Consider the following 21,180-nt stretch of genomic DNA (forward strand, 5'->3'; position numbering starts at 1 on the left):
AGCTTACTCCTTTCTCGGCACTATATGGACACCATTTTTCGAATAATGAATCGAAAATCTTGAAGTTTCTATGGTTTCTCCCGTATTTGCATCCACGGCAACGCCAATTATATGGTCCGCCGATACAAATTCTTTATTCGTCCAATGTCCCTTGCTGTCACGTTTTATTTGACCTGTTCCGGCATATTGATCAACTAATCGCTGTGCTTCTTCCGCAGATACCTTCAAATAACTACGGCCATCTTTGTAATTTTTGTGTCCGAGGATATGCTTACCCTGCTTTCCTTCTTCTATCGTCTTATTGACTTCAGGAGAACGTATCTTCTTTTTCAGTTTATCATCCTGATACAGGCTATGGAACTTATCCCATTTCTCAGAATTATTATACTTCAACTCCCTGAACTTCGCAAAGTCTTTCGGTACATCATTCCCCAGAATGGCCCGATACTCTTTATGCTGCTTCATATCTCTGAGGAGCTGCTGCCGGTTCTTCTCTTTTTCCCGGTACGCTGCGATCTGCTTCTTCGTCCGCGGATCTCGGCTCAGAGGATTCTTTTCGATGCTTGAAAAGTCCTTGTCCTTCTGGATCCGATCCGCGCTCTTCCCGATCGTGGTGTACTTGACCAGGCTGTGCAGGCAGTTCGGATGGATGTTCAGATAGGTGTTCGACAGATCATTACTCCCATACGGATCGACCTTCCCAAACGCTACCGTTAACGGCGGATAATCCGGATTGGTGCCGCTCTTCGAGTACACACGCCCTTCTAACGGCGCACACACCGGACAGGTTGTCCCGACTTTCGTGATCTGCCAGAGATCATATTCATCGGATGTCAGGAGTGCTGCCACTTCCGCCTGTCTGGCCGTCGTCCGGACCGCCATGTTTCCGTAGGCCTGCATGCTCCATTTCCGTCCAGCTTTGTCCGTAAAACCTGTAATTCCGTTTGTCTCCAACTCCTTTACAAGGTCCTGGCTGCTCTTGATCCACGGCTTCCCTGCCGCCTCCTGCCGGAGGATCTGTTCCAACGCCAGTTTCCGGTACGGATCGTTCTCCAACCTTGCGATCGTAAGCACATTCTCAACGCTACTCTTCGCCGTTCCCGCCATCTCCATGAGTTCCCCTTGAAGATTGTTCGCCAACTGCTCCATAATAGCAATCTGGGTCACGGAGCGTGTTCCTGTGATCGTCCTCGCGTTGGTATACCCGGCGGCATCTTTATCCGAGTGATAAAAAATCTTTTCAATCATCACTGGCACATAGTTCCAGGAGGTGTCCACCATGTTCTGAAGGATCTTCTGGACCCGCTCCAGCGCCGCTACCTCGGCATATTCTACATGCCCTGCGGCACGTTTCCGGGTGATCTCTCTGATCAGTTCCTGCTCTGTCCGGAGGAAAAGATTTCGAAGCAGCGCCGTAACATCAGCCTTCTTTGGCGGCCGGATCTTCGTTGCCATCGCCTACATCATCCTCCCCTGTGCTCCCTGGGAAGGAAAAGCCCGCCATAGGATCCTGCATGCTGCGGGACTCCGAGTAGAACTTTCCTTTCCCGGCTTCGATTGCTTCATCCGTGATCTTGCTGTAAAGTCCTGTCTCATCGGACAGACTCTTCAGTTCCTGCATAGCGGTTGCCGCATCAATCAGGTCATTCTGATATACCGCAAGGACCGCATTGCTCTTCCGCTCTGTGATCTCCGCCACGTCTTTCGCATCCGGCGTCTGCATCGGCGGGAAGTCGATGTCCATATCGTCCGGAATCCTGCCCCATGCCGATAGCGCCATGATCGGGAGTAGCCGTTCAATGATTCCCCGGAGCTCCGTCTCCCGCAGTCCATCGATGTAATCATAATAGTTCTTCAGGTCGGATTCTCCGGTGGAGTTCATGCCAGCAGGCGAACGTCCAAATAACTTCGTCACCGGCGTCCTTGCGGCTCCGGCCACGTCCATCATGACACGGTCATAGACATCCGGAAGTCCGGTAAAGGTGTACTGGGTATTGTGGATCGCGTCCCCCTTGTTGATCATCCGGGTTCCGAAGTTGCTCTCCATCACGGACTGCGCCGCCAGTGTGTTCCAGAAGCGCCGCTGAATCTCTGCATTCGCAGACCCGAGTAACTGATCCAGTCCATCGGTCTCCTGGTAGTTGATATTCGCCCGGAATGTGAGTGCCGCAATGTTCCCGGCCACGTTGTCCCGGCGGGTCAGCTCCTCATAGATTGCTTCGACCTCCGACTCCCCCCAGTACTGTTCGGTCACCTGCTCCATCCATGGAAGCTCCCTGCCGATGAACCGGATCACCCGACTGTGGTGCACTCTCGCCACCATGGTCCCTGTTTCATCATTCCGGACCGTGTAGAACATCGGAAGCCCGAAGTCTGGATCTTCCGGATCCGTGACAAGCTCTCCTTCCGGGTACACTCCGTTCCAACGATCCAGAATATGAAGTCCAAGAAAGCTTCCCGGCATGATCGTGTCCAGGTTCAGCGGCTGGCTCATGTCATTGTGTCCCTTGATCAGGATCACGCCCACCGCGCCGCCATAGAGCCGTCCCCAGCACATTCCAAGGAGCAGCTTCTTCCGGATCTGTGTCCGGCGCTCTAACTGTGTCATCTGCTTCAGGTATTCCGGTGCCACACTGGTCCTCAAGTCGTACCATTTTCTCATCATGTCGTTCGGGATCGTTGAGATAATGTTCTGAATAATCCAGTTCTCCCGATACAGGCTTGTCAGAAGCTGATAGTTCTGCGTCATTCTGGTCATCGGGTACTCTGTTGCCTGGAGAAGATCCAGCGTTCCGAATCCGATCCTTGCCGCAGGATTAGAAAAGGCGTCCATCGTCATGACGGGCGCCCTCGAATCCATATTTTGTTTTGTAGCCGCCCTTGTCTGGCGTGATGTCCTTTTCTTTGACATTTAACTTCCTCCTATGCCCCGATCCGCCACTTTGGAAGGACCGTATAGCAATAATATCTTAACGCATCCGGGCCGTGATCCTTCTGCTTCACGGGCTTTTCCTCGCCCCGCTCTGCCGCCTTGTCGTCCCAGACGTAGGACCGCATCTCTCCGAGCAGTCCCTTGCAGTTTTCTTTGTTGATCCGGATGTTCCGCTTTGCCAAGAGCGATCCGACCACGCGGATCCCGTCCTCCACCTCGTTGTTCGCCGGTTTTACATACACGCCACGGCTGCGGAGCTCTGCAATAAAGGATGCTGCTGACGGGTCCACAACGACCATGCACTGATCTTCTGGCGTCGATCCCATGAACTCCTCCATATCGTCCGCGTACTGCGAATCCGTCCTCTGTGGGTTCCCGCTGCGTCTTGCTTCCTCTGACCGGCTGTCCCAACGGTACTCCCGATCAACCCACAGCGTTTCCCCATCGTCCCACACCTCCAGAAATACGCAGGGGTTCGTGGTACCGTAGTCCACGGTGATCGTCTTGGCTGCCGTGCTCTTCAGGCCTGCCGGGCGTTCCGCGTTCGTGTACAGGTTCTCCTTCGTGAGCATTGTGTAGATCAGACCTTCCGCCACGGCCCACATGCCCTTGATATACCGCAGATAGAAAACCCCGGCGTACATTTCCCGGTATTTTGCCTTGACCTTTTCCGAAAGACTTAAGTTGTCATCCATCGTAAAGTGAAGGTACAGGAGCCTCTTTTTCTTCCGCTTATCGATCCACTCAAGCTTGAACCAGTGCATCGGTCCCGCCGGGTTGCAGTTAAACCACCAGGTCGCGCCCTCAACGGAGCAACGGCCCGTTGCCTGATTGACGAAGCTCTCCGGCATCAGGGCGACCTCATCAAAAAAGGCTCCCGCTGCCGTGATACCCTGTACCAGGTCCTGGGAACCTTCGTCCTTGCCTCCGAAGATATAAAAATAATTGGTCTTGCCGTTTCTGGTGACTTCCAGCATGTTCGGAAATTCTCCGGAGATGTGGTAGATCCAGTGATACCCGCGGCTGGTCAGCATCAGCTTGAGGTTCTGCAGCACATTTCGCTTGAAGGAGCTGATCGTCTTCCCCGCCATGATGAAGTTCTGGCCGTCATACTTTGACATCGCCCACATCACATAGGACAGGCTCATGCTGACAGTCTTTCCGGAACGGATCGCTCCGTCCGCGATAATGCCGACTGCATCCTTTACCAGGCTCTTGTCCGCCCACCAGGTGAAGATCTGGCGTTGTTTCCTTGAAAATGCCTGAAACTTAAATATCGGTCGTTTCTTCTTCATCATCTCCGTCTTCTCCTTCCATTGCTCCCGGATCCCAGTCATCCGTAGCGGATTCGTTCAATGCATCCAGGAATCCGTCGTCCTCCGACTCTTCCTCCACATCGGTTCCCAGCTTCGACTTGGTCGCTGCCATGCGGAGCTGCTGCTCTTCCAGATCGGTATCCGACTTGGAGGTCTGCCCCAGAACATCCTTGATCGCCACATACGCTTTCACGTTCCCCGCCAAGGCCTCTTTGATCATCGCCATGTTGACCGCTGATTCCAGGGTGGAGTCCAGCCCCATTGCCTTCAGGATAGGCGTCCATTCCGTGCTATCTATTTCTGTCGTGAGAAGGGCGTTGAGTGTCCTCCGGAAGTCTGCTTTCCTGCGCCTGGCTTCCCCGGATGCCTTGCCGCCCGCTCTCCCACGTTCTCTTGCTTCGCTCTTGGTTCGTACAGGTTTTAAGTTTTCATTGTTGGCCACTCACCTCACCTTCCAATCTGTCTGATTTTGAGTAAAAGAAAAGAGCCACGCGGTGGTGGCTCCCTTCTATTGAATCAACTTACAAGTTCAGCTGGATCTTGATTTACTATTTCGCAATTCCATTCATCGCTTCCATCCTCTTTTACTCCAAATAAATAATGCACTTTCATATCAAATTTCTGTCTATACTTATTTCCAAACATATCTACAAAGCTGAAATTACAAGTAATTGTTTTTTGCCATCCTATTTCTCGATCATAATTATCAACGATGCTAAATTTCTTGCGAATATTTTTCTCATCTTTATTGGGAATAGTTCCTATCTTCTCTTCTCCAAGGTATACTATTTCATCACATTGGCAATTTTCTAGAATTACTTTTTGCGCAGGTCCTAAACCTATATTACAGACCTGCAATTCTATCTCTAATTGAAAACTAAAATCTCCTTTTTCTGAAGACTTTATATTTCCTAACGTCTTTTTGGACTCCTCACTTAGCCTGTAATTTTTACAATTTATATTGAGAACTTCGTAATCCAATACAGGTATTATCTGCAAGCGATGCTCTTCTTTTCTTGTTTTTTCCGAATCCTTAATAGTCCAGAAGAAAACTATAACTGTAATTATTCCTCCGCTTACACCTCCGAAATAATTTCCCCAAAAACCAATCCAATCACTATCTTCTTTAACAGATGCTAAAAAAGTACATATGTCACTCAATATTGGTATTGAGGTGTCAATCGGTGTTATTAAACGAATCGTTAAGCATGGAAAAATTATTGCTATTATTAGCAACAATATCATTCCTAACCCAAAATGCATATTCTTTAATTTGTTTAAAAGACATTTAGCACATTTCATAGTTTTCCCCCTCTCAGTGTTGTCTTATTATACACATGAATATATTCGGTTTGCAAGCAAGAAGTCGAAAAAGAAAAGCACCCATCTCTCGACAGGCGCTTTTCATGGGGGATATTATGAAATTAAAGCAAAGTACCGTTTCTCAAACCTGCGGCTCATGCCTCATCCGAGAAGATTCTTTGCTACCTGGAATGTCTGGGTGGAGATCCCGAAACCAGGCAAATTGCGGAGACTGGATTTGAACCAGTGACCTTCGGGGTATGAACCCGACGAGCTTCCAGGCTGCTCTACTCCGCGAACCAGGACGGAAGGCCTTGCACCCTCGACACGCTGATTAAGTATCAGCTGCTCTGCTTACTGAGCTACGCCCTGATAATTGGCGGCCGCTCTGCCTAACGGCCGCCCACGTATACCTTCACTTGAGGAGGATGTAGGAAGCCGCCGGCTGTATGCCCTTGGCTTCAGGTTACACTATAACATTTTGAAAACGAAAAAAGCGAAAATAACGAAATTACTTACTCTGATTTCATAAAATTGGTATACTCCATCCTCACGCTGTCCGCCGTGGCCTTCCGTCCCATACGAATTGCCACCTCATTCCAGGATAACTCCTCGAACACCCGGTACCGAATAATCCGCTGCATCCGCTGCGGAATTGTGAGCATCCACGCCTCCACCTGGCGCTTGATCTCCTCCGCCTTCTGAAGCCGCTCCTGAAGGATTGCTTCCCGCCGATCCAGCTCATCCGGATCCTTCACCACCGGATATGCCAGGCCCTCGATGTGGAAACTCTTGGCGGTATACGGAAACTCCTGCGCCGATCCGGACACCCGGTCCTGCACGATTTTCTTCCGGTTCTTCTTAAGCCTCAGTATATCTTCCTTCGCTTCCTTCACCTGCTCGCAGGCATCTATGTACTGCTTCAGAATCTCCTTGTCCATTGGAATCACCTCCTCGATATCTTGGATCCGGGCAAAGGCTTGTCCCCGTATACGGCAGATGCGACGCGCTCCAGCTCCGCAGGCTCTGGTCCTCGCTCATGATCGCGTATTCAGTAGCCTTCCGCTTCTTCATCATGGCACCGGCTATTTTCTCATCCCATTCCTTTTTACTCATCACTTCACCTCGTACTTTATGCCATACATCTCATAAGTCTCATCCCGATATGCCCGAATGTCCGCATTCTCATCCCCACAGATCCGGTTGACCTCCGCAACAACTGCCTCCGAAAACCGGTATAACCTGGACCTGTGATCATTCTCACTCCGAAGTCCAGTCCATCCAAACTGCTCACACAGGATCCGGGCCGGGACTGACATCAGAATCGCCAGAACCGCCTGACGCTTCATGGCTTCGATCTGCTCCAGCGTGAACTGGTATGTAGTCCTGCTGCCTGACTCCCGTTCCATCCGCCGTCTCTCCGCCCTGGTCATCATCACCACCGCCGCCCTTTCCTATCGACTAAAGTCACTTTCCCGAGGACCCGCACATGACAGATCACGCTCAGCGCCTTAATCATCTTTCGGAACATAATGATCTCCTCCGGTGGCCGATCCGCTGCTTTGATTGCCCTGGCCGCCGTTGGACCCGGATATCCCTCTTTGTTTTTATATCCCATAATATCTCCTAATCTTACCAATGTCTCCGACTTTAATGTCGAGAACATCAGCTCTTAATTTTCCTGACCTCATTCAACTTTTTCAAACCGTCCCATATAATGGTCTTTCCAGCCGGTATCCGCAACGGGCTTTTCTTCCACCTCTGCCTTATATGGCTCTGGCAATGGCATCCATGCATTCACAAAAAGTCCTACAGAAAGATACGTACAATCCAAAGCGCCTACGTAGAATGCTCCGCTGCCGTCATCATCAACTCTATAAATCGCAATATCCGGGAGTGTATAATTATCAAACGAAACCAATATATAGGTTTCTGGTTCCGGCAGTTTCTCTGCAACCGGGATCCACTGCTGCCGTTCTTCACCTTTCATTCGCTCAATTTCATCCGAGAGCCTCGCAACCCGCTTCAGCATCGCACGAGCCTGTTCCTGCGTTTCCTCGTTCAGTTCCAGAACTTTGTCCGGCATCAGTCCTGTCTCTTCATAGTTCTTGAGCTTCCAGAGCGCCCCGCAGAGCTTTTTCCACACCTTCTCAGTAATCACTGCACCCGGCTTGATCTGGCTCCATTCCATGCCTTTCAGCTTCCAATTGCCATTATCATCCACTTCTGTAAGTCCCATATTCACTCCTCCTAAACCACATACTTCTTATGCGCCTGTTCCAGCTCATCCTCCGTCAGATCCAGATAGATCTGCGTTGTTGATATCTCTGAATGGCCTAACATTTTTGAAACCTGCTCGAGCGGCATTCCTCTCCGAAGTGCCATCGTTGCGCAGGTCCTGCGGAACTTATGCGGGTTTGCCTGTTCGACACCCGCTCGCTTTGCGATTTTCCGAGTTATCGCTTCGATTGTACCTGTTCCAATATGTCCCTCACCTACGCACTCCGGGTTCATCCACCAGAATTTCTGTTTTCTTACACTAATTCCTTTTTCATGAATTTCGTGTATTGATATCATCCCCGGCAAAAGATACGGATTTGTATCCTGGCGCTTACTCAGATATGCTTCAAGCATTACCTCGGCCTTCGCGTTTAAATATACATAACGCTCTTTCTGCCCCTTGCCATGAATTAAAACCTTTGTTCCATCAATTTCTGAAAGCAGGATCTGAGACAGTTCTGTCACGCGGCAACCGGTTGACAGAAGCACCTCGATAATCATTTTTTCCTGCTCTCCTTCTGCTGCCGCACGTAATTGTTCAATTTCAAGCTCCGTTAATGCTTTTTTCTTTTTCTGCTCATATCTGACTTTCTCAACTCTCAGCATTGGATTTTTCAGTAAGATTTCTTCAGCATTCAGCCATGCCATGAAACTGCTGAGACATCTTACTTCGTTCCCGATTGTAGTCTTTGTCACTTTGTCCCTTCTTTGCCTGATCGCCATATAATAGCGGATATCATCCGCTGTAATGTCATCTACTGTTTTTTGCATTGACCTCAATATCAGCCGAATTGACATCTTATAGTGCTGTACTGTTCTCGGAGTACGTCCGCTTACTGTTTTCGCTATCAGAAACTTCTTCAGAAGGTATTCATTCCGTTCTTCATCCTGTACCGCGATCTCCGTACACCTGGAAGTAATTTCATACTCATTTGTAAGCATATAAAGTGTATTTTTTATTTCCCTTATATCCGGCACAATCGGCATTAAGTAGTTGCAGATTTTATTGATCAGAGTCTCCCGTTCGTCTGTTACTGTCATACCAACACTCCCATCATTCTTTCACTTTGGATCCTCTAAACCACATATTTCTTATGAGCCTGCTCCAACTCATCCTCTGTCAGATCCAGATAAATCTGTGTTGTTTCCAGTTTTTCATGCCCTAACATCTTTGAGACCTGTTCAACCGGCATTCCCCTGCGGAGCGCCATCGTTGCGCAAGTCCTGCGGAATTTATGAGGGTTTGCCTGTTCAACACCCGCTCGCTTTGCGACTCTCTTTGTTATGATCTCTATTGAGTCTTTCGTTATATGCTGCTCTTCGCTAATAAATTCCGGCTTTTTCCACCAGGATATATATGCTTTTTGACTGATTCCTTTCCTGGGAATCTCCGCTATCGACTTCATTCTTGGAAACAGATATGGATTATTGTCCTTGCGCTGCTGTAGATACGTCTTAAGTGTCAGCTCGGCCCTTGCATTCAAATAGACGTATCGATCTTTCTGACCTTTGCCATGAATCAGAATCTTTGTTCCGTCTATTTCTGAAAGCAGAATCTGGGACAGTTCTGTCACGCGGCAACCCGTTGATAAAAGCATCTCGATAATCAGTTTTTCACGGTCATCCGTCAATACTGCGCGCATTTTTTCAACTTCAAGCTCCGTCAATGCGTTTAGTTTTGTTTTCGGATTCTTGATCTTTCCAAGTTTCATCACCGGATTTTTCTGTACAAGTTCCTCCGCAACAAGCCATGTAAAGAAACTGCTGACACTTCTTATCGTGTTTACCAGAGTTGTCTGTGATATCCCATCCCGTCTCTGGCGTATCGCCATATAGCACCGGATATCATCTGCCGTAATATCATCCACGGTTTTCTTTATTTCCCGAAAAAAGCCCTGAATGTTACAGTTGTAAAAAACAAGTGTTCTCGGTGTGCATCCATTTACTTTTTTCGCGATCAGGAACTTTTTCAGAAGATATTCATTCCGTTCCTCGTCCTGCGCCACAATTTCTGTACATCTGGAAGTAATTTCATACGGGCTTACAAGCATATAAAGCATGTTTTTTGCTTCCTGGATGTCTGGTGCAAACGGCATCATATAATTGCAAATATCATTGATCAGCGATTCCCGCTCATCTGTCACTGTCATATCAACATCCCCATTCTCTTCGGCGTCCGGAAAATGCATTCCGGCGGACGATTTTTCCAGTCAAAATCCAGCAATGCATCTCCCTGTACCACCACAGCGTTAATCCCCAAAAGCGAGAGCTGCACATAACACATATAAACGGCTTTCCAGTCGAGATCCTGGGCAACAACCTTCATGACTTTCTGGTAATTGATGTTTTTATCTTTCAATGCCTTCGCGGCCGCTATGAGCATTCCACCACCTCCACAGCTCGGTTCGTTAAGCTGGATCGGGCTGTTCCCATCTGCTCCGGCCAACGAGACCTTTGCAGTTGCCAGGGAGATATGGAACGGAGTGAAGAACTGTCCTGTGTTTTTATTTCCACACCCCGATTCCATATAGATTTCTCCAAGCACATCCGAGAATTCATCTTCCAGCGTCGTCACAAGCATGCCGGTCATTTCAGCAAACTGCTTTCCATCCTCTCCATATGCCCGGATCGTCTTTATGTATTCCTCTTCCCGTTTCTTCCAGATCTCGTCCTGGAACATGCAACAGGAATTCTGGATGCTCAGTGCCATGCATTTCACCCAATCGCAATATACTTCGTATGGGGACCGGCTTCCAGAAAGAGCATTGATCCGCTGAATGATGTTCTTTTTCTCATTCATGATTATTCTTTCCTCATCTGCTCGTCCAGTCCATTCATGGCACACACGCCGTTACACTCGGATGTTTTCACATTCTTCCAACTGCACTCCTCGCATCTGAATGTTTTCTGATCATCCCCGGCTTCAACGGCTCTCCGGATGGATTCTCTGCATTTCCAATAATCTCTCTCCATCTCATCTGATACGGAGATCCTGATCTCCACATGCGGGAACGGGAATAATTTGATCTTTCTCATCAACTGTTCCTCCTTGATTTTCTCCATCTTTCCAACTTTTCCTCATAGCTGCCTTTTCCGAACTTCAGTCCACCCAGTACCATCTTCCGCACACAATCCCATTTCATACACATCTCCTCGGTCCAGAACTCTGAATAATCATCTTCATCCAGACTCACCTTCCAGGTGTTTCCGTATACTTTCCCATCAGCCGCATAGCGTGATACTCTCTGAGACGGAATTCCGGTAATCTGGTGAACTTCGCCAGCCTTAAGACCAGTGTATTCCACTGTACCGGTCTGGATATTTCTCAGTGTATAACTGTAACTCATGCCGTCTCACCACCTTACTCGCTTTTCTGCAGCTCTTTCAGTTTCTCGATCATGGCAGACCGGTTTGTACGGCAATCCCGGAAGAACTTCCCAGGTTTAAGGATATACTGCTCACTAAGTCCATAACCCTCTTCGTACCGTGATCCACTTTCGACCTCCCATCCGAGAAATATCATTGCATGATACACTTTAACCACAAAACTCGTTCCATCCGGAAGATCATACCGGTAATACTTCTCTCCGGTTTCCTGGTTATCAATCCAAAGCGGCCAGGACTCATAATCATCCACGAAAGCGGCTCGCTGATCATTGTTTTTTAGACGGGGCAGCTCCGGCTGTTCTGCTTTTTCCTCTTCCGGCTCCGGTTCTGCTGCCTCATGGCTCTTCAGTAGAAGTTCATACGCCTGTATCATCATCATATATTTCGTACAGAGAAATTCCGCCTGCCCCATCTTCCAGCCTTCTCCCATACATTCCAACCGGGCCTTTGCATCCAGGATCATGCTTTCCAACTGATCGCGATTATAATCTGCTGGTTCAGCCGTACGTTCTGGATCTGGCGGAGTACTGTCCAGTTCACAAGCAACCGAGTTTAAATCTTTGACGGTCTTCTGTGTATCTTCCAAGGCAATCACATTCCACATGCTCTGTATCGCTGCGCATAAATAGAACCACTCACAATCTCCGAGAAAGTCTTTCCCCCAGAACTGGATATATTTATCAAACAGATTCACATGCATCATTTCCCCGTCATCACTCTTGAGCCACCATGTACGATTGGAGTAGCCTTTAATTTTTTCTTTTATCTGCTTTTCGGATTCAACAACATTCAACACTCGATTCTGGTAATCCTGTCCGAACCATGATTTCCAGTCGCTGATCAATTTTCTCGCCAGCTCATTACATCGTTTCTCTCGGAATCCATAATCATCCATCGGATACCGCTGCTTTTCGGCAGCGTTTTCACCACCATTTGGCAGCGCCGTAGTTTCTTTCTGTTGCGACATCGCAACACATTCTGTCTCGTCCTCGATCAGATCCTCCGCAGTCACCGAAAAACTTCCCCTCTCCGGGATCAGCTCCTCCGTTTCCTCCACGTCCACCGCCGCATCCGGATCATCCCCAGCATCATCCATCCCCGGGAAATCCGAGATATTGAGCTGCCCCGGAATGTCGTAATACGGCAGCTCCTTCGGTCTCTTCAATTCCCGGATCTCGCGCACCGTCATGCCCGGCGTCACATCCTCAAGCTGATCCGCATCAAGGTTTAGCATCTCCTGCAACTGCGCTTTGCTGTAATCTCGGTACTGCTCAGCCAGCTTCGGGCTGTTTCCATCCACGGAGAACCGGTCGTTTCTCGCCATGTACCGGCTGGCCGTTGATTTACTGAATCCGAACGTGGCCGCAGCATAGTCCCAGATATTTTTATATCCGGCATCCAGGTACAGCTCCTTGTCCCGGATCCTCTTGAGGTAGAACCCAACTGCGATCACGTTTCTGGCCGCATCCCTCAGGCAGGCGTGAATGTTGGTCTCCGCCTCCTCAAGGTTCACATCCAGGTAATATTTTTTCTCCGGAATCCTGGTCTCTTCCGCCACCCCTGTTTTCTCCTGTTCGTCCATCTTCCTGCTCCTTTGCCTTTTCCACGCGTTCCTGGAAAATCATCGAGTCATAGTCATACTGCCGCTCTGTAAAGTTTGCGAAACGGCCAGCAGACTTCTTCTGCGCTTTATTTGCGCTGACGGTCCGGTTTGCATAATTGCCCGCCAGTACCTTCGCCATATTGGCATCAGCGATCAGCCAGTCAAACGTTGCTGACCAGCTCCGGTTATTGTTCCCCTTCAGGAAATCGCTTGCTTCTGCCAGTTCAAAGAGTTTCCGGAAGTCCTCGACGGTATAACCGTCCCTCAGTCTGGCACGGATCTCCTCTTTTCTCGCTTCAGACAGCTTTACCGGGCGGGGATACGACCCACAAACGGAATCATAAAATTCTCGAATCGCGGCAATCTGTTCTTCAAAAAGCTCTGGCATTTCTTGTACTGCGGTAGCAGTATTCTTTATGTTTTGTTTCTGTTTATGTTTATATAATGTGTCACTAATTTGCATACCAACTTGCACACCATCTTGCGTACTGTTTTGCACACCAATTTGCGTACTAACTTGCGTACTATTTGCTATAGTGATCTTATATCTGGTCGCTTTTGTTGCTTTTTCCTGAAAGTCAATGAGCCCTCTCTGCTTCAATTCGTTTCTCGCTTTCAGTATTCCTGACCTCGATAATCCCGTCAGTACCGAGAGCACCTGATTCGGCGCTGCAAACCACTCTGTCCAGTTGCTCCTGTTGCATACATGCAATAACGCAAAGTATAACGACACCTGCCCTGTAGACAACGGATTTGTTGTGGCCGAATCCCAGAACGCATTGATCTGGGCGATATAATTCATAAAGGCAGTCACCTACCTTTCTGCTTTCTCTTTTAAATCCTGTCCGGCTTCCCACTCCCGAAAGAGGGTAAACCAGTCTTCCATACGCATGGTCACAAGCCATTCCGACCGGTCACGCCGGTGAAAGACCGCCGGGAGCTCATCATCCCTTGCATCTCTCACAGACTGCCCGACTGCGTCCAGAAGATTTAACTTCTCAACTCGCTTACATTCCACATGGATCCCTGGAAGACCGATCACGTCGGCATCTCCGGACGCTCCGCAATACTGCTGTCCGCGTCTTGCGTCATATCCATGTTCCCGGAAGATCTTCGCAAGCTCCCGCTCTCCGCGGGCGCCTTTCTGTCTGCTGTTCATCCTTGCTCCTTCATTTCCCGATGCCGGCGGCCGGAGCACCGGGATTCCTGTGACATATATCAGAAAGAGGGATGGCCGCCTGTCTACATTTTTTATCCGATGATCACGATCCGGTTCTGGATCTCCTCCGGCATATCCGCAAGCGCTTTCTTGAAATATTCCTTAATGCGGCTCACTGCTTCGTTCTTCCAGACGCCGCCCTCCGCTTCGATCAGGGAGAAGGCCGGAGTCTGTTTGTCCGCCATCCGGAACACAAAGTTCGAGAAAGGCTGTTCGATTTCCTGGAAGGTGCGGTACGGTGCCAGGAGAACCGGATTCGGTACGATCACATCCGACTTTGACGCAACTCCAACGTTCATCGTAGCGACCTGAGTCTTTCCATCGTCCGAGAATGTTGCACTGTTCTTCTGCTCCACATTTCCCGCGAACTTGATCAGAACGTCACGGTCCGAACTCGGAACAAAATTGGACTGGATCTCGATCATGAAACGCTCCTGATCATACCAGTTATCAAAACGGAATTTCGAGATCTCTGCCTTGCAGGAGAACAGGCATTCTCTTTTTCTCTCGATGTTCAATTCAGAAATAAGATTTACCTCTTCCGGATCCTCGATCTGGATGATCATCCGACTTGTCGAGAATTCATTCGAAAGTGATTTAATGTAATCGACCAGTGCTGACAGGGATGACGCCTCAATTGCTGCCGCTCTCTTCGGTGCTCCGTAACGCTCCAGACGCTTATTTGCATAGGTCTCGCCGCAGATTTCCAGGACCTGGACCTTTTCCGCCTCATTGCCGACTCCGATCAGGTACTGCATCGCTTCTTTTAATCCTTCTAACATGGTTTTCTCCTCTCATTTACGCTCTTAAGTCAATCGGTCCTTTTCTCTCCTCGTCCAAGATCTCCCCGGTCTCCGGATCAAATGGTTTCTCTTCCGTCCGCTCCACTGCAGTGTACGCTGCCACCTGCGGACGGTTATTGCCATACTCGGACATCTCGATCCGGCCGGTCTTCGCATCCTGGCCGATCAGGAACAGGGATTTGCCCTTTCTGAATCCTGCAAGTTTTGTCTTGATATCGAACTCAACGTTGATCCCTCCGGACTCATTCGGTTTGAACTTCAGGTTGATCGTCATTCCTCTGGATGCATCCGGATCAGAGTTCGGGTCCATGATATTTCTGCCGATCTGAGCCAGTGCAACCCGGAAACGTTCTGCCAGCTCTCCGCCGGCGATCGATTCAAACGTGATCTTTGCCATCTTCCTCACCTCCTCCCTAAGCAGGCTGATCATTTATTGAAAAACGCAGCCGCCATATCCATCTGGGCATTTTCTGTCATCGGCTGTACCGGCGGTGTTGTAGGCTGTTCCTGTTCCGGGATCGCTGCCGGCCCCTGATCGGTTACAGGCATGTCCGGCGGTGTCAGGAAGCTCGTCTCCTCTGTTCCTGCCTCTTCCTCACTGTAGAGACCGGAGAAGTTCTCCGGGAACGCTTCTCTTAATGCCTGGACCAGAGCAACCTTGCGGATCATCGTCGCCGGCTTCTTTGACCACTGGCTGTTTAAGCTGCCATCTTTCTTTCTGGCCGCATACTCATCAAAGGAGACCTCCACGCGATAGGAATGGGTGCGGTCCCTCCGGAATACCTCCGCATAACCTCCCACAAGCTCCTCATCCGGCAGTTTCAGGGTTCCCTTCCGGTAGATCAGTTCATCCCCGGAAAGGACGATCACACCCGCCTCGAAACCGTCAAAGCCTGGCGTTTTCTCCGCACGCTTCATGAATGCTTCCTTACCAACCACCATTGTCGCCGGCTCGCTCCCGTACTTGATGCAGTACGCTTCTTTTAACCACGGATTCAGTCCGGCATACTTGCAGAGGTTGATGAACATCACAACCTCCTGCATGGAGACACGCTCCTTATCACCGCTGACCAGGTAATCACGGACGATCTGCGGGGTCAGTGTGATCTTTTCTCCTGCTACTTCAAACTCCACTCGGTCTGAATTCTGTTTCTTTGCTGTTAAGCTGTTTCCTACTGCCATTGTTTTCTTCCTCCTTCTTACATCGGAATTTCTTCATAACGAATTCCGGAATCTTTTAAAAACTTCTGTAATTTTTGCATCTGGGACTCCGTCACATAGACGCGGAAGTCGAGGACACCAACCGGTTCGCTTTTCTTTTTCATCCCGGAAGTCTCTCCTGCTGCCGGCTCCGGAACTGCTGCCGTTACTTCTGCCTCTTTCTTTCCTGCCTGCACCAGTGCTTCCGCCTCTGCTTTCTCCTTTGCCTCACGCGCAGCCTTCTGTCTTGCGCGTTCTGCTTCATATTCCTGTCTCTTGCGTTCTGCGGCTTCCAGGCGGTTCTTTTCTGCCAGGGCCGCTCCGATGTCGTACGTTTTTAAGAAGACAGCTTTCATATCTGCCACATACGGACTGTCCACCTCATTGAGGACTGCGATCCCTTCCGAAACCTTCTGGATCGTTGCAAGGATCTCCTCCTTGATGGACTTCATCGATGTTGAAGTATTCAGATAAGCCGGCTTGATCACACGCTCAAACGGAAGATACTTCTCCATATCGAAGATGTTCTCATCATAGAACTCCCGGATCTTTGCCTCCTTCATCTTCCTCTGCCGGTTCTCATAATCCTTCACCTGGCCGTCGATGTTGTCGATCGCACCCTGGACAATGTCCGTCAAGGATTTGATCTGTGCGCCGAACTCCTCATACGGTTCCAGCATCTGTCTCCGGACCTCCAGGCGCTTTCCGTTTAAAGCATCCTTGAATTTATTCAGCTGTGCGCGGTCCGCCTTTGCATTCTTGATCGAATCATCCGTGTAGACTGAAGCCGCATACTCCGCGGACCGTGCCTCGATCTCTTTCTTCAGCTCTTCATAGTTCCATTCGATCTTCTTAATGAATCCGTCCTCTGCCGGACTGTAAATCTTTAACTCCACTTTGCATCCTCCTATATGACCGGAAGGATCAGATCCGGGCGCCTTCCGCTCTCCACGCAGTCCCAAAGTTTCTTTTCTGCGTCTACCAGCTCCCGGATGTCCTCCTCAACCTCTTCGCGTTCAATAAAATAGTGACGGACCTCGATCCGCAGCTTTCCATCCCATTCACTTTTCAGCTGGGCTTTCAGAACCACAAAATCGTATTCCGTGACTGCCAGATAATGAAGAACCTGGCAGTAATAATTATCCGGGATCCGGTTGTCCCATTTTTTCTTCTGCGCACTCTGCAGAATGTTTGTCGTCTTGATCTCCAGGATCCCATGCCGCCCTCTCTGGTCAATCAGCTCGCCATCGAGAGAGGCGTGCATCCACGGATATTTCGGGTTCAGGAACATGTTGTTCTCATCATAGAACACCTGGTATTCCGGATGATCCAGGGCGAACAGAGCGCGGAGAGACTTCTCCGCTTCTGTTCCATACCGGACATAATCCCTATCTGAAATATCTTCCGGAAGTACCAGACCAATCTTCTCCTCCCATAGCTGCACATTGTCCTTGTAAGGATTTCTCCCCACACAGGCCGCTGCATCCGATCCGCCGATGTGGTTCTTCCTCGCATCGAGCCAGGCATCTCGGTCCGGGAGTATGTACTTTTCCGCAGGCATTATCCTCTCCATTCTGCAGATTTCTCTTTAAGCTCCTGCTGCAAAGCTTCCGCTATCTCATCAGAAATTCCACAAATATCAAATCCCATATCGGTATAGCCTGTCCCTACAAAAAGCACATTTCCAGCAATCGGGAAGCCATGCTGATCTGTTTCATAAAGCCAGCTTGCAAGGATGTTCGGCTCTAGGGATTTTAAAAGGCCTTCCTCATCGACCAGCATAACGATACAGGAATCCTTCTTCAGTTCTTTGCTGGCAGTCTTTATTTTGGAATAGAGCCTTCTGGGTTTCACCACCTCATGAAGCTCACAGTCATCACCGATCAGCTTGCGAAGCACTTTATTCTGTGCCTGATATGATCCTTCCGGATAATCGTGGATTGTTACCTGCAGGTCCGTTGAAACCCTGATCAATTTTCCCATTGATTTTCTTCCTTCTTTCTCCTAAAATAGACTTGTAAATATTTTTTACTTGATCCCCTACGAGTTGCCGCTCGCCATGGGGATCTTTTTTATCCAATAACCAGTCTGGCCAGGACATACACCATTCCCAGGCAGGACACGCTGCCAAACACACACATCATTTTTTCCATCGCGTTGTACAGTGTGTTCTGCCGTTCGATCCGGATGTGGATCTCCTTGAGGATTGCTCCCTCTTTGTGCAATTCGGACACACATACTCCCCGTGGATCACTGCAAACCGGGATATATTCCAGATCCGGTTGCATCGCTGACAGAGTGCCTGTCGTCCTTTTATTGATCTCATGCATCTGTTTCACCTCCTCTCACAGCAGGATAAATTCCTTGATTTCTTTTGACGTAAGTTCCCGGCCCAGGAGCACAGATGCTGCCTGGATCGGAGTGAATTTTAATACAGTTGCGATTTTCTGTATCTCATCCAGGGAATACGTCTCTGGCCGGTGATACTTATTCTGAATCGTTTTCTTCGTTACCCCGACCTTAATAGCCAGAGCGGCATCATCGATCGCCAGCCGCTCCTTATTCCCCGCAATACATGCACGAACGATCCTGTTCCGTTCTTCCTGTATATTTGGTTTTAACTTCGGCATACTCTTTCACCCCTTCCGCATCTTTGTATGCTTGCTCTCACATCTCCATTGCGTTATACTTTCCATACAGGCTCCCGCCAGAGCCGAGTACATATAATTGGAGATTTTTTATGGTACTTTTCGGTCTTACACTAACCGTATCTGACTGCATTGATCTTTTTGGAATCATCGCTTCCTTAATCCTTAGCTCTGTGGCCATCATCATTTCAATAATGGCACTTCGCCAGAACTCAAAAATGATAGAAGACTCGACTCGCCCCAACATTCAAATTTATCCTGTGTTTCTTGGCAGCATTCTTTATATCATCATCCGAAATTTTGGAAATTCCGAGGCTATTATCGATGACTTGAAATGCAACCACGAATTCAGTAAAGAGGAATATTTCACGGATCCTAACGGCGATGATTTCGCAAAGTTAGTCGGTTCATCTTTTGGCCCGGGTTATAGCCTTCGTTGCCCACTCGCTTCTTACGCGGTTGCTGACGATTTATATGAATTCAAAATAAAATATCATTCAAGCACCCATAAGTACGAAGGAACATTTTCTTTTAATCCGATCAAGTCGACTCCTTTTGCAGATTCTTATCCTTCCGCGAACTCCGCAGAACAGGATCTTCATAATATTTCCAAGAGTCTTCGTGACCTAGTTAAACTGAAATTATGAAAAACGTGTAATTGCCGCACCGATCTGCGCAAAAAATACAGCAACCCAGCTCAAGATCATTGGACCTATGAGAGATTGTCCTCTTCTTTTTACTGCCCAAATCACACTCGCAACACACAAGCAGATGCCAATCATAATCATCGAAAGTCCTATAATGTCACCTGTCGTGAGCTGCGCTACAATGTCTCTCAGTATTCTCACCCCTTTCTGTCAGGCTTCTTCTGATCAGCGATACCCCGGTATGTTTTGACGTCATCCTGGGACATTGACTGATCGGCTACCTGCAATTCTTCTTTCAAGCGTTTGCACACTGCCTCAACAATTTTATCTGCCGACAGATTCCACTTCGACGATTCAGAACAAACTTGGCCTACATTAACATACATCGTTACTGTCAGCTCCGCTGGTCCCTCGGAATCGGCGGAGTGTTCCAGTTTGTACGCTGTCACATTCTGAAGCTCTTCCCCGTCCAGGAATATCCGTTCTGAGGAATCAATAGACACACTTTTCAGGTCCATCGCTCTCACCCCCTTCCTATTCCAGCAGATCCTTAACCTGCATTCCCATCCTCTTCGCAACTTTCTCTAATGAATCTAATCTAGGACTTCCCTTCTCCCATCCACGAATGGTTCCGTTTCCAAGACCACATTCTTTTTCAAAGGTGTACAACGGGATTCCTTCTTTTTCACAGAACTGCATCACTTTTCTGAATGGCATTTTTCCACCTCTCTTTTTAGATTTTTTTATAAAATATATTGACAAGTTTTAGAGAATAATCTAATATAAAGGTGTCTAGCAATTATAAGAGATTATCTCTAAAACTCATTTGTGATTTAGATGTTTCTCTAAATCTGAGTTCATTATATAGAGTATTCTCTAATATGTCAAGTTGTTTTTTAGAGTTTTCTATAATTTTTAGAGGTGTATAATGAACAGTGTCGAACTCATAAAGAAAATATGTAAAGAACGAAAAATTCCTATTTCAAGATTAGAAAGAGAATTGGGTTACGGAAATGGCTACATCAATCAGTTACGCAAAGGAACTATCCCTTCTGATCGTGCCGTAGAAATAGCCAATTATTTACAAATAAATCTACAGTACCTATTATCCGGTGGGGAATCAGCGTCTCAATTAGCAGAATTCACCTCCCGTGATGAAAGAGATATTACAAAAACACTTAATCGAATTATGGATCAGTTCCAAAATAATGAAAGTGGTCCCTTGTATTATGATGGAGAAGAGATAGATGAGACATCCCGAAATCTTATTCGGAATGCTTTTGAGTACGTCATAAGAGAAACCAAGAAGGAAAATAAGGTTAAATATAACCCGAATAAGAACAAAGATAAAAAGTAGGTGGTGCGATTTGGAAACAATCGATCATAAAATTTACCGTTTAATTCGGTATTATGAACGGATCCTTGGAACCAGAGATCCCGTTGCCATTGCAAAATTTGCCGGAATAGGAATTGCGATCATGCCTCTTGGTAATGTTGCTGGTTATTATACATTAGTCCAACGTAAACGATGGATCTGTATAAACGAAGATATTCCCACCGACTCTCCCCTGTTCCGGGTTGTTGCCGCGCACGAATTAGGGCATGCTCTACTACATCGTAAAGAGAACTGTGCATTTCTCAAAAAATACACTCTTCTACTTACATCTGGGATCGAACGCGAGGCAAATCAATTTGCTGCGGAACTCTTGATTTCAGATGACATGCTGCAAGATTATTCCAGCTGCACAAGCGATCAATTCTGTATCTGCACTGGATATCCGAAAGAATTACTTGAGCTGAGATTAAAACGGTCCATAATGTCTTAGTATTAGCACAAAAGAAA

The 21,180-nt window shown here is 48.1% G+C and carries 30 protein-coding genes and 2 tRNA genes; 3 read left to right on the plus strand and 29 right to left on the minus strand.

Going from position 1 to position 21,180, the window contains the following annotated elements; all coding sequences use genetic code 11:
• Nucleotides 1-3: 3 nt before the first annotated feature.
• From ACXMYH_RS09750 to ACXMYH_RS09880, 27 genes are all read right to left on the minus strand, one after another.
• On the minus strand, nucleotides 4-1,455 hold the full coding sequence (locus tag ACXMYH_RS09750) for a phage minor capsid protein (protein ID WP_486554787.1): 1,452 nt from the start codon (nucleotides 1,453-1,455) through the stop codon (nucleotides 4-6).
• Entirely contained in the window at nucleotides 1,421-2,911 is a 1,491-nt protein-coding gene (locus ACXMYH_RS09755) for a phage portal protein (RefSeq protein WP_486554788.1), read from the minus strand. Before ACXMYH_RS09755 ends, ACXMYH_RS09750 begins: the two co-directional genes overlap by 35 nt.
• An 11-nt stretch (nucleotides 2,912-2,922) precedes the next feature.
• Entirely contained in the window at nucleotides 2,923-4,230 is a 1,308-nt protein-coding gene (locus tag ACXMYH_RS09760) for a PBSX family phage terminase large subunit (RefSeq protein ID WP_486554789.1), read from the minus strand.
• Nucleotides 4,202-4,690 (minus strand): hypothetical protein, encoded by a 489-nt coding sequence (locus ACXMYH_RS09765; RefSeq protein ID WP_486554790.1) that lies wholly within the window; start codon nucleotides 4,688-4,690, stop codon nucleotides 4,202-4,204. The genes ACXMYH_RS09760 and ACXMYH_RS09765 overlap by 29 nt, the downstream gene beginning before the upstream one ends.
• 74 nt (nucleotides 4,691-4,764) lie before the next feature.
• Complete coding sequence (locus ACXMYH_RS09770) at nucleotides 4,765-5,550, minus strand: hypothetical protein (RefSeq protein WP_486554791.1); 786 nt, start codon at nucleotides 5,548-5,550, stop codon at nucleotides 4,765-4,767.
• A gap of 223 nt (nucleotides 5,551-5,773) precedes the next feature.
• Nucleotides 5,774-5,847, minus strand: a tRNA-Met gene (locus ACXMYH_RS09775).
• Nucleotides 5,848-5,849: 2 nt separating this feature from the next.
• Nucleotides 5,850-5,922 (minus strand) — tRNA-Lys (locus ACXMYH_RS09780).
• 143 nt (nucleotides 5,923-6,065) lie between these two features.
• Nucleotides 6,066-6,491: a hypothetical protein gene (locus ACXMYH_RS09785; RefSeq protein ID WP_486554792.1), complete on the minus strand. Its 426-nt coding sequence runs from the start codon at nucleotides 6,489-6,491 to the stop codon at nucleotides 6,066-6,068.
• A 174-nt stretch (nucleotides 6,492-6,665) separates the two neighbouring features.
• Nucleotides 6,666-6,959, minus strand: a complete 294-nt coding sequence (locus ACXMYH_RS09790) for a hypothetical protein (RefSeq protein WP_486554793.1) — start codon at nucleotides 6,957-6,959, stop codon at nucleotides 6,666-6,668.
• A gap of 26 nt (nucleotides 6,960-6,985) precedes the next feature.
• The gene (locus ACXMYH_RS09795; RefSeq protein WP_486554794.1) at nucleotides 6,986-7,168 is read right to left on the minus strand and encodes a hypothetical protein; all 183 of its coding nucleotides are present in this window, start codon (nucleotides 7,166-7,168) and stop codon (nucleotides 6,986-6,988) included.
• Nucleotides 7,169-7,237: 69 nt separating this feature from the next.
• Nucleotides 7,238-7,789 (minus strand): DUF551 domain-containing protein, encoded by a 552-nt coding sequence (locus tag ACXMYH_RS09800; RefSeq protein ID WP_486554795.1) that lies wholly within the window; start codon nucleotides 7,787-7,789, stop codon nucleotides 7,238-7,240.
• 11 nt (nucleotides 7,790-7,800) lie between these two features.
• Entirely contained in the window at nucleotides 7,801-8,871 is a 1,071-nt protein-coding gene (locus ACXMYH_RS09805; protein WP_486554796.1) for a tyrosine-type recombinase/integrase, read from the minus strand.
• 35 nt (nucleotides 8,872-8,906) lie between these two features.
• Entirely contained in the window at nucleotides 8,907-9,980 is a 1,074-nt protein-coding gene (locus ACXMYH_RS09810) for a tyrosine-type recombinase/integrase (RefSeq protein ID WP_486554797.1), read from the minus strand.
• The gene (locus tag ACXMYH_RS09815) at nucleotides 9,977-10,630 is read right to left on the minus strand and encodes an N-6 DNA methylase (RefSeq protein ID WP_486554798.1); all 654 of its coding nucleotides are present in this window, start codon (nucleotides 10,628-10,630) and stop codon (nucleotides 9,977-9,979) included. The genes ACXMYH_RS09810 and ACXMYH_RS09815 overlap by 4 nt, the downstream gene beginning before the upstream one ends.
• A 2-nt stretch (nucleotides 10,631-10,632) precedes the next feature.
• Nucleotides 10,633-10,866, minus strand: a complete 234-nt coding sequence (locus ACXMYH_RS09820) for a hypothetical protein (protein WP_486554799.1) — start codon at nucleotides 10,864-10,866, stop codon at nucleotides 10,633-10,635.
• The gene (locus ACXMYH_RS09825) at nucleotides 10,866-11,177 is read right to left on the minus strand and encodes a hypothetical protein (protein ID WP_486554800.1); all 312 of its coding nucleotides are present in this window, start codon (nucleotides 11,175-11,177) and stop codon (nucleotides 10,866-10,868) included. The genes ACXMYH_RS09820 and ACXMYH_RS09825 overlap by 1 nt, the downstream gene beginning before the upstream one ends.
• Nucleotides 11,178-11,191: 14 nt before the next feature.
• Nucleotides 11,192-12,799, minus strand: coding sequence for a hypothetical protein (locus ACXMYH_RS09830; RefSeq protein ID WP_486554801.1), 1,608 nt, complete (start codon nucleotides 12,797-12,799; stop codon nucleotides 11,192-11,194).
• Nucleotides 12,720-13,622, minus strand: a complete 903-nt coding sequence (locus ACXMYH_RS09835; RefSeq protein ID WP_486554802.1) for a hypothetical protein — start codon at nucleotides 13,620-13,622, stop codon at nucleotides 12,720-12,722. The genes ACXMYH_RS09830 and ACXMYH_RS09835 overlap by 80 nt, the downstream gene beginning before the upstream one ends.
• A 12-nt stretch (nucleotides 13,623-13,634) precedes the next feature.
• The gene (locus ACXMYH_RS09840) at nucleotides 13,635-13,979 is read right to left on the minus strand and encodes a putative PDDEXK endonuclease (RefSeq protein ID WP_118322418.1); all 345 of its coding nucleotides are present in this window, start codon (nucleotides 13,977-13,979) and stop codon (nucleotides 13,635-13,637) included.
• Nucleotides 13,980-14,071: 92 nt separating this feature from the next.
• Entirely contained in the window at nucleotides 14,072-14,821 is a 750-nt protein-coding gene (locus ACXMYH_RS09845) for a hypothetical protein (protein ID WP_118322417.1), read from the minus strand.
• Nucleotides 14,822-14,837: 16 nt separating this feature from the next.
• Nucleotides 14,838-15,239: a hypothetical protein gene (locus tag ACXMYH_RS09850; protein ID WP_118322416.1), complete on the minus strand. Its 402-nt coding sequence runs from the start codon at nucleotides 15,237-15,239 to the stop codon at nucleotides 14,838-14,840.
• A 29-nt stretch (nucleotides 15,240-15,268) separates the two neighbouring features.
• On the minus strand, nucleotides 15,269-16,024 hold the full coding sequence (gene bet / locus ACXMYH_RS09855; protein WP_486554803.1) for a phage recombination protein Bet: 756 nt from the start codon (nucleotides 16,022-16,024) through the stop codon (nucleotides 15,269-15,271).
• Nucleotides 16,025-16,041: 17 nt separating this feature from the next.
• On the minus strand, nucleotides 16,042-16,938 hold the full coding sequence (locus ACXMYH_RS09860) for a DUF1351 domain-containing protein (RefSeq protein WP_486554804.1): 897 nt from the start codon (nucleotides 16,936-16,938) through the stop codon (nucleotides 16,042-16,044).
• A gap of 11 nt (nucleotides 16,939-16,949) precedes the next feature.
• Nucleotides 16,950-17,615 (minus strand): YqaJ viral recombinase family nuclease, encoded by a 666-nt coding sequence (locus ACXMYH_RS09865; protein WP_486554805.1) that lies wholly within the window; start codon nucleotides 17,613-17,615, stop codon nucleotides 16,950-16,952.
• A complete protein-coding gene (locus ACXMYH_RS09870; protein WP_486554806.1) occupies nucleotides 17,603-18,025 on the minus strand; it encodes a DUF3846 domain-containing protein in 423 nt (140 codons plus the stop codon). The genes ACXMYH_RS09865 and ACXMYH_RS09870 overlap by 13 nt, the downstream gene beginning before the upstream one ends.
• An 89-nt stretch (nucleotides 18,026-18,114) precedes the next feature.
• Complete coding sequence (locus ACXMYH_RS09875; RefSeq protein ID WP_486554807.1) at nucleotides 18,115-18,372, minus strand: hypothetical protein; 258 nt, start codon at nucleotides 18,370-18,372, stop codon at nucleotides 18,115-18,117.
• Between the two features lie 15 nt (nucleotides 18,373-18,387).
• Entirely contained in the window at nucleotides 18,388-18,672 is a 285-nt protein-coding gene (locus ACXMYH_RS09880; protein WP_118515113.1) for a helix-turn-helix domain-containing protein, read from the minus strand.
• 110 nt (nucleotides 18,673-18,782) lie between these two features.
• Here ACXMYH_RS09880 and ACXMYH_RS09885 point away from each other — a divergent pair, with 110 nt between their 5' ends.
• Entirely contained in the window at nucleotides 18,783-19,337 is a 555-nt protein-coding gene (locus tag ACXMYH_RS09885; RefSeq protein ID WP_118322408.1) for a hypothetical protein, read from the plus strand.
• A gap of 197 nt (nucleotides 19,338-19,534) precedes the next feature.
• Here ACXMYH_RS09885 and ACXMYH_RS09890 read toward each other — a convergent pair whose 3' ends face one another.
• Both ACXMYH_RS09890 and ACXMYH_RS09895 read right to left on the minus strand, forming a co-directional pair.
• Nucleotides 19,535-19,855, minus strand: a complete 321-nt coding sequence (locus ACXMYH_RS09890) for a hypothetical protein (RefSeq protein ID WP_486554808.1) — start codon at nucleotides 19,853-19,855, stop codon at nucleotides 19,535-19,537.
• A gap of 16 nt (nucleotides 19,856-19,871) precedes the next feature.
• Entirely contained in the window at nucleotides 19,872-20,054 is a 183-nt protein-coding gene (locus ACXMYH_RS09895) for a helix-turn-helix domain-containing protein (protein ID WP_436974741.1), read from the minus strand.
• A gap of 211 nt (nucleotides 20,055-20,265) precedes the next feature.
• On the opposite strand from ACXMYH_RS09895, the gene ACXMYH_RS09900 reads away from it, so the two are divergent.
• Together ACXMYH_RS09900 and ACXMYH_RS09905 are read left to right on the plus strand one after the other, a co-directional pair.
• Entirely contained in the window at nucleotides 20,266-20,694 is a 429-nt protein-coding gene (locus ACXMYH_RS09900; protein WP_486554809.1) for a hypothetical protein, read from the plus strand.
• A gap of 10 nt (nucleotides 20,695-20,704) precedes the next feature.
• The gene (locus ACXMYH_RS09905; protein ID WP_486554810.1) at nucleotides 20,705-21,163 is read left to right on the plus strand and encodes an ImmA/IrrE family metallo-endopeptidase; all 459 of its coding nucleotides are present in this window, start codon (nucleotides 20,705-20,707) and stop codon (nucleotides 21,161-21,163) included.
• Nucleotides 21,164-21,180: the final 17 nt, after the last annotated feature.

Source organism: Pilosibacter sp. NGB245 (assembly GCF_057397225.1).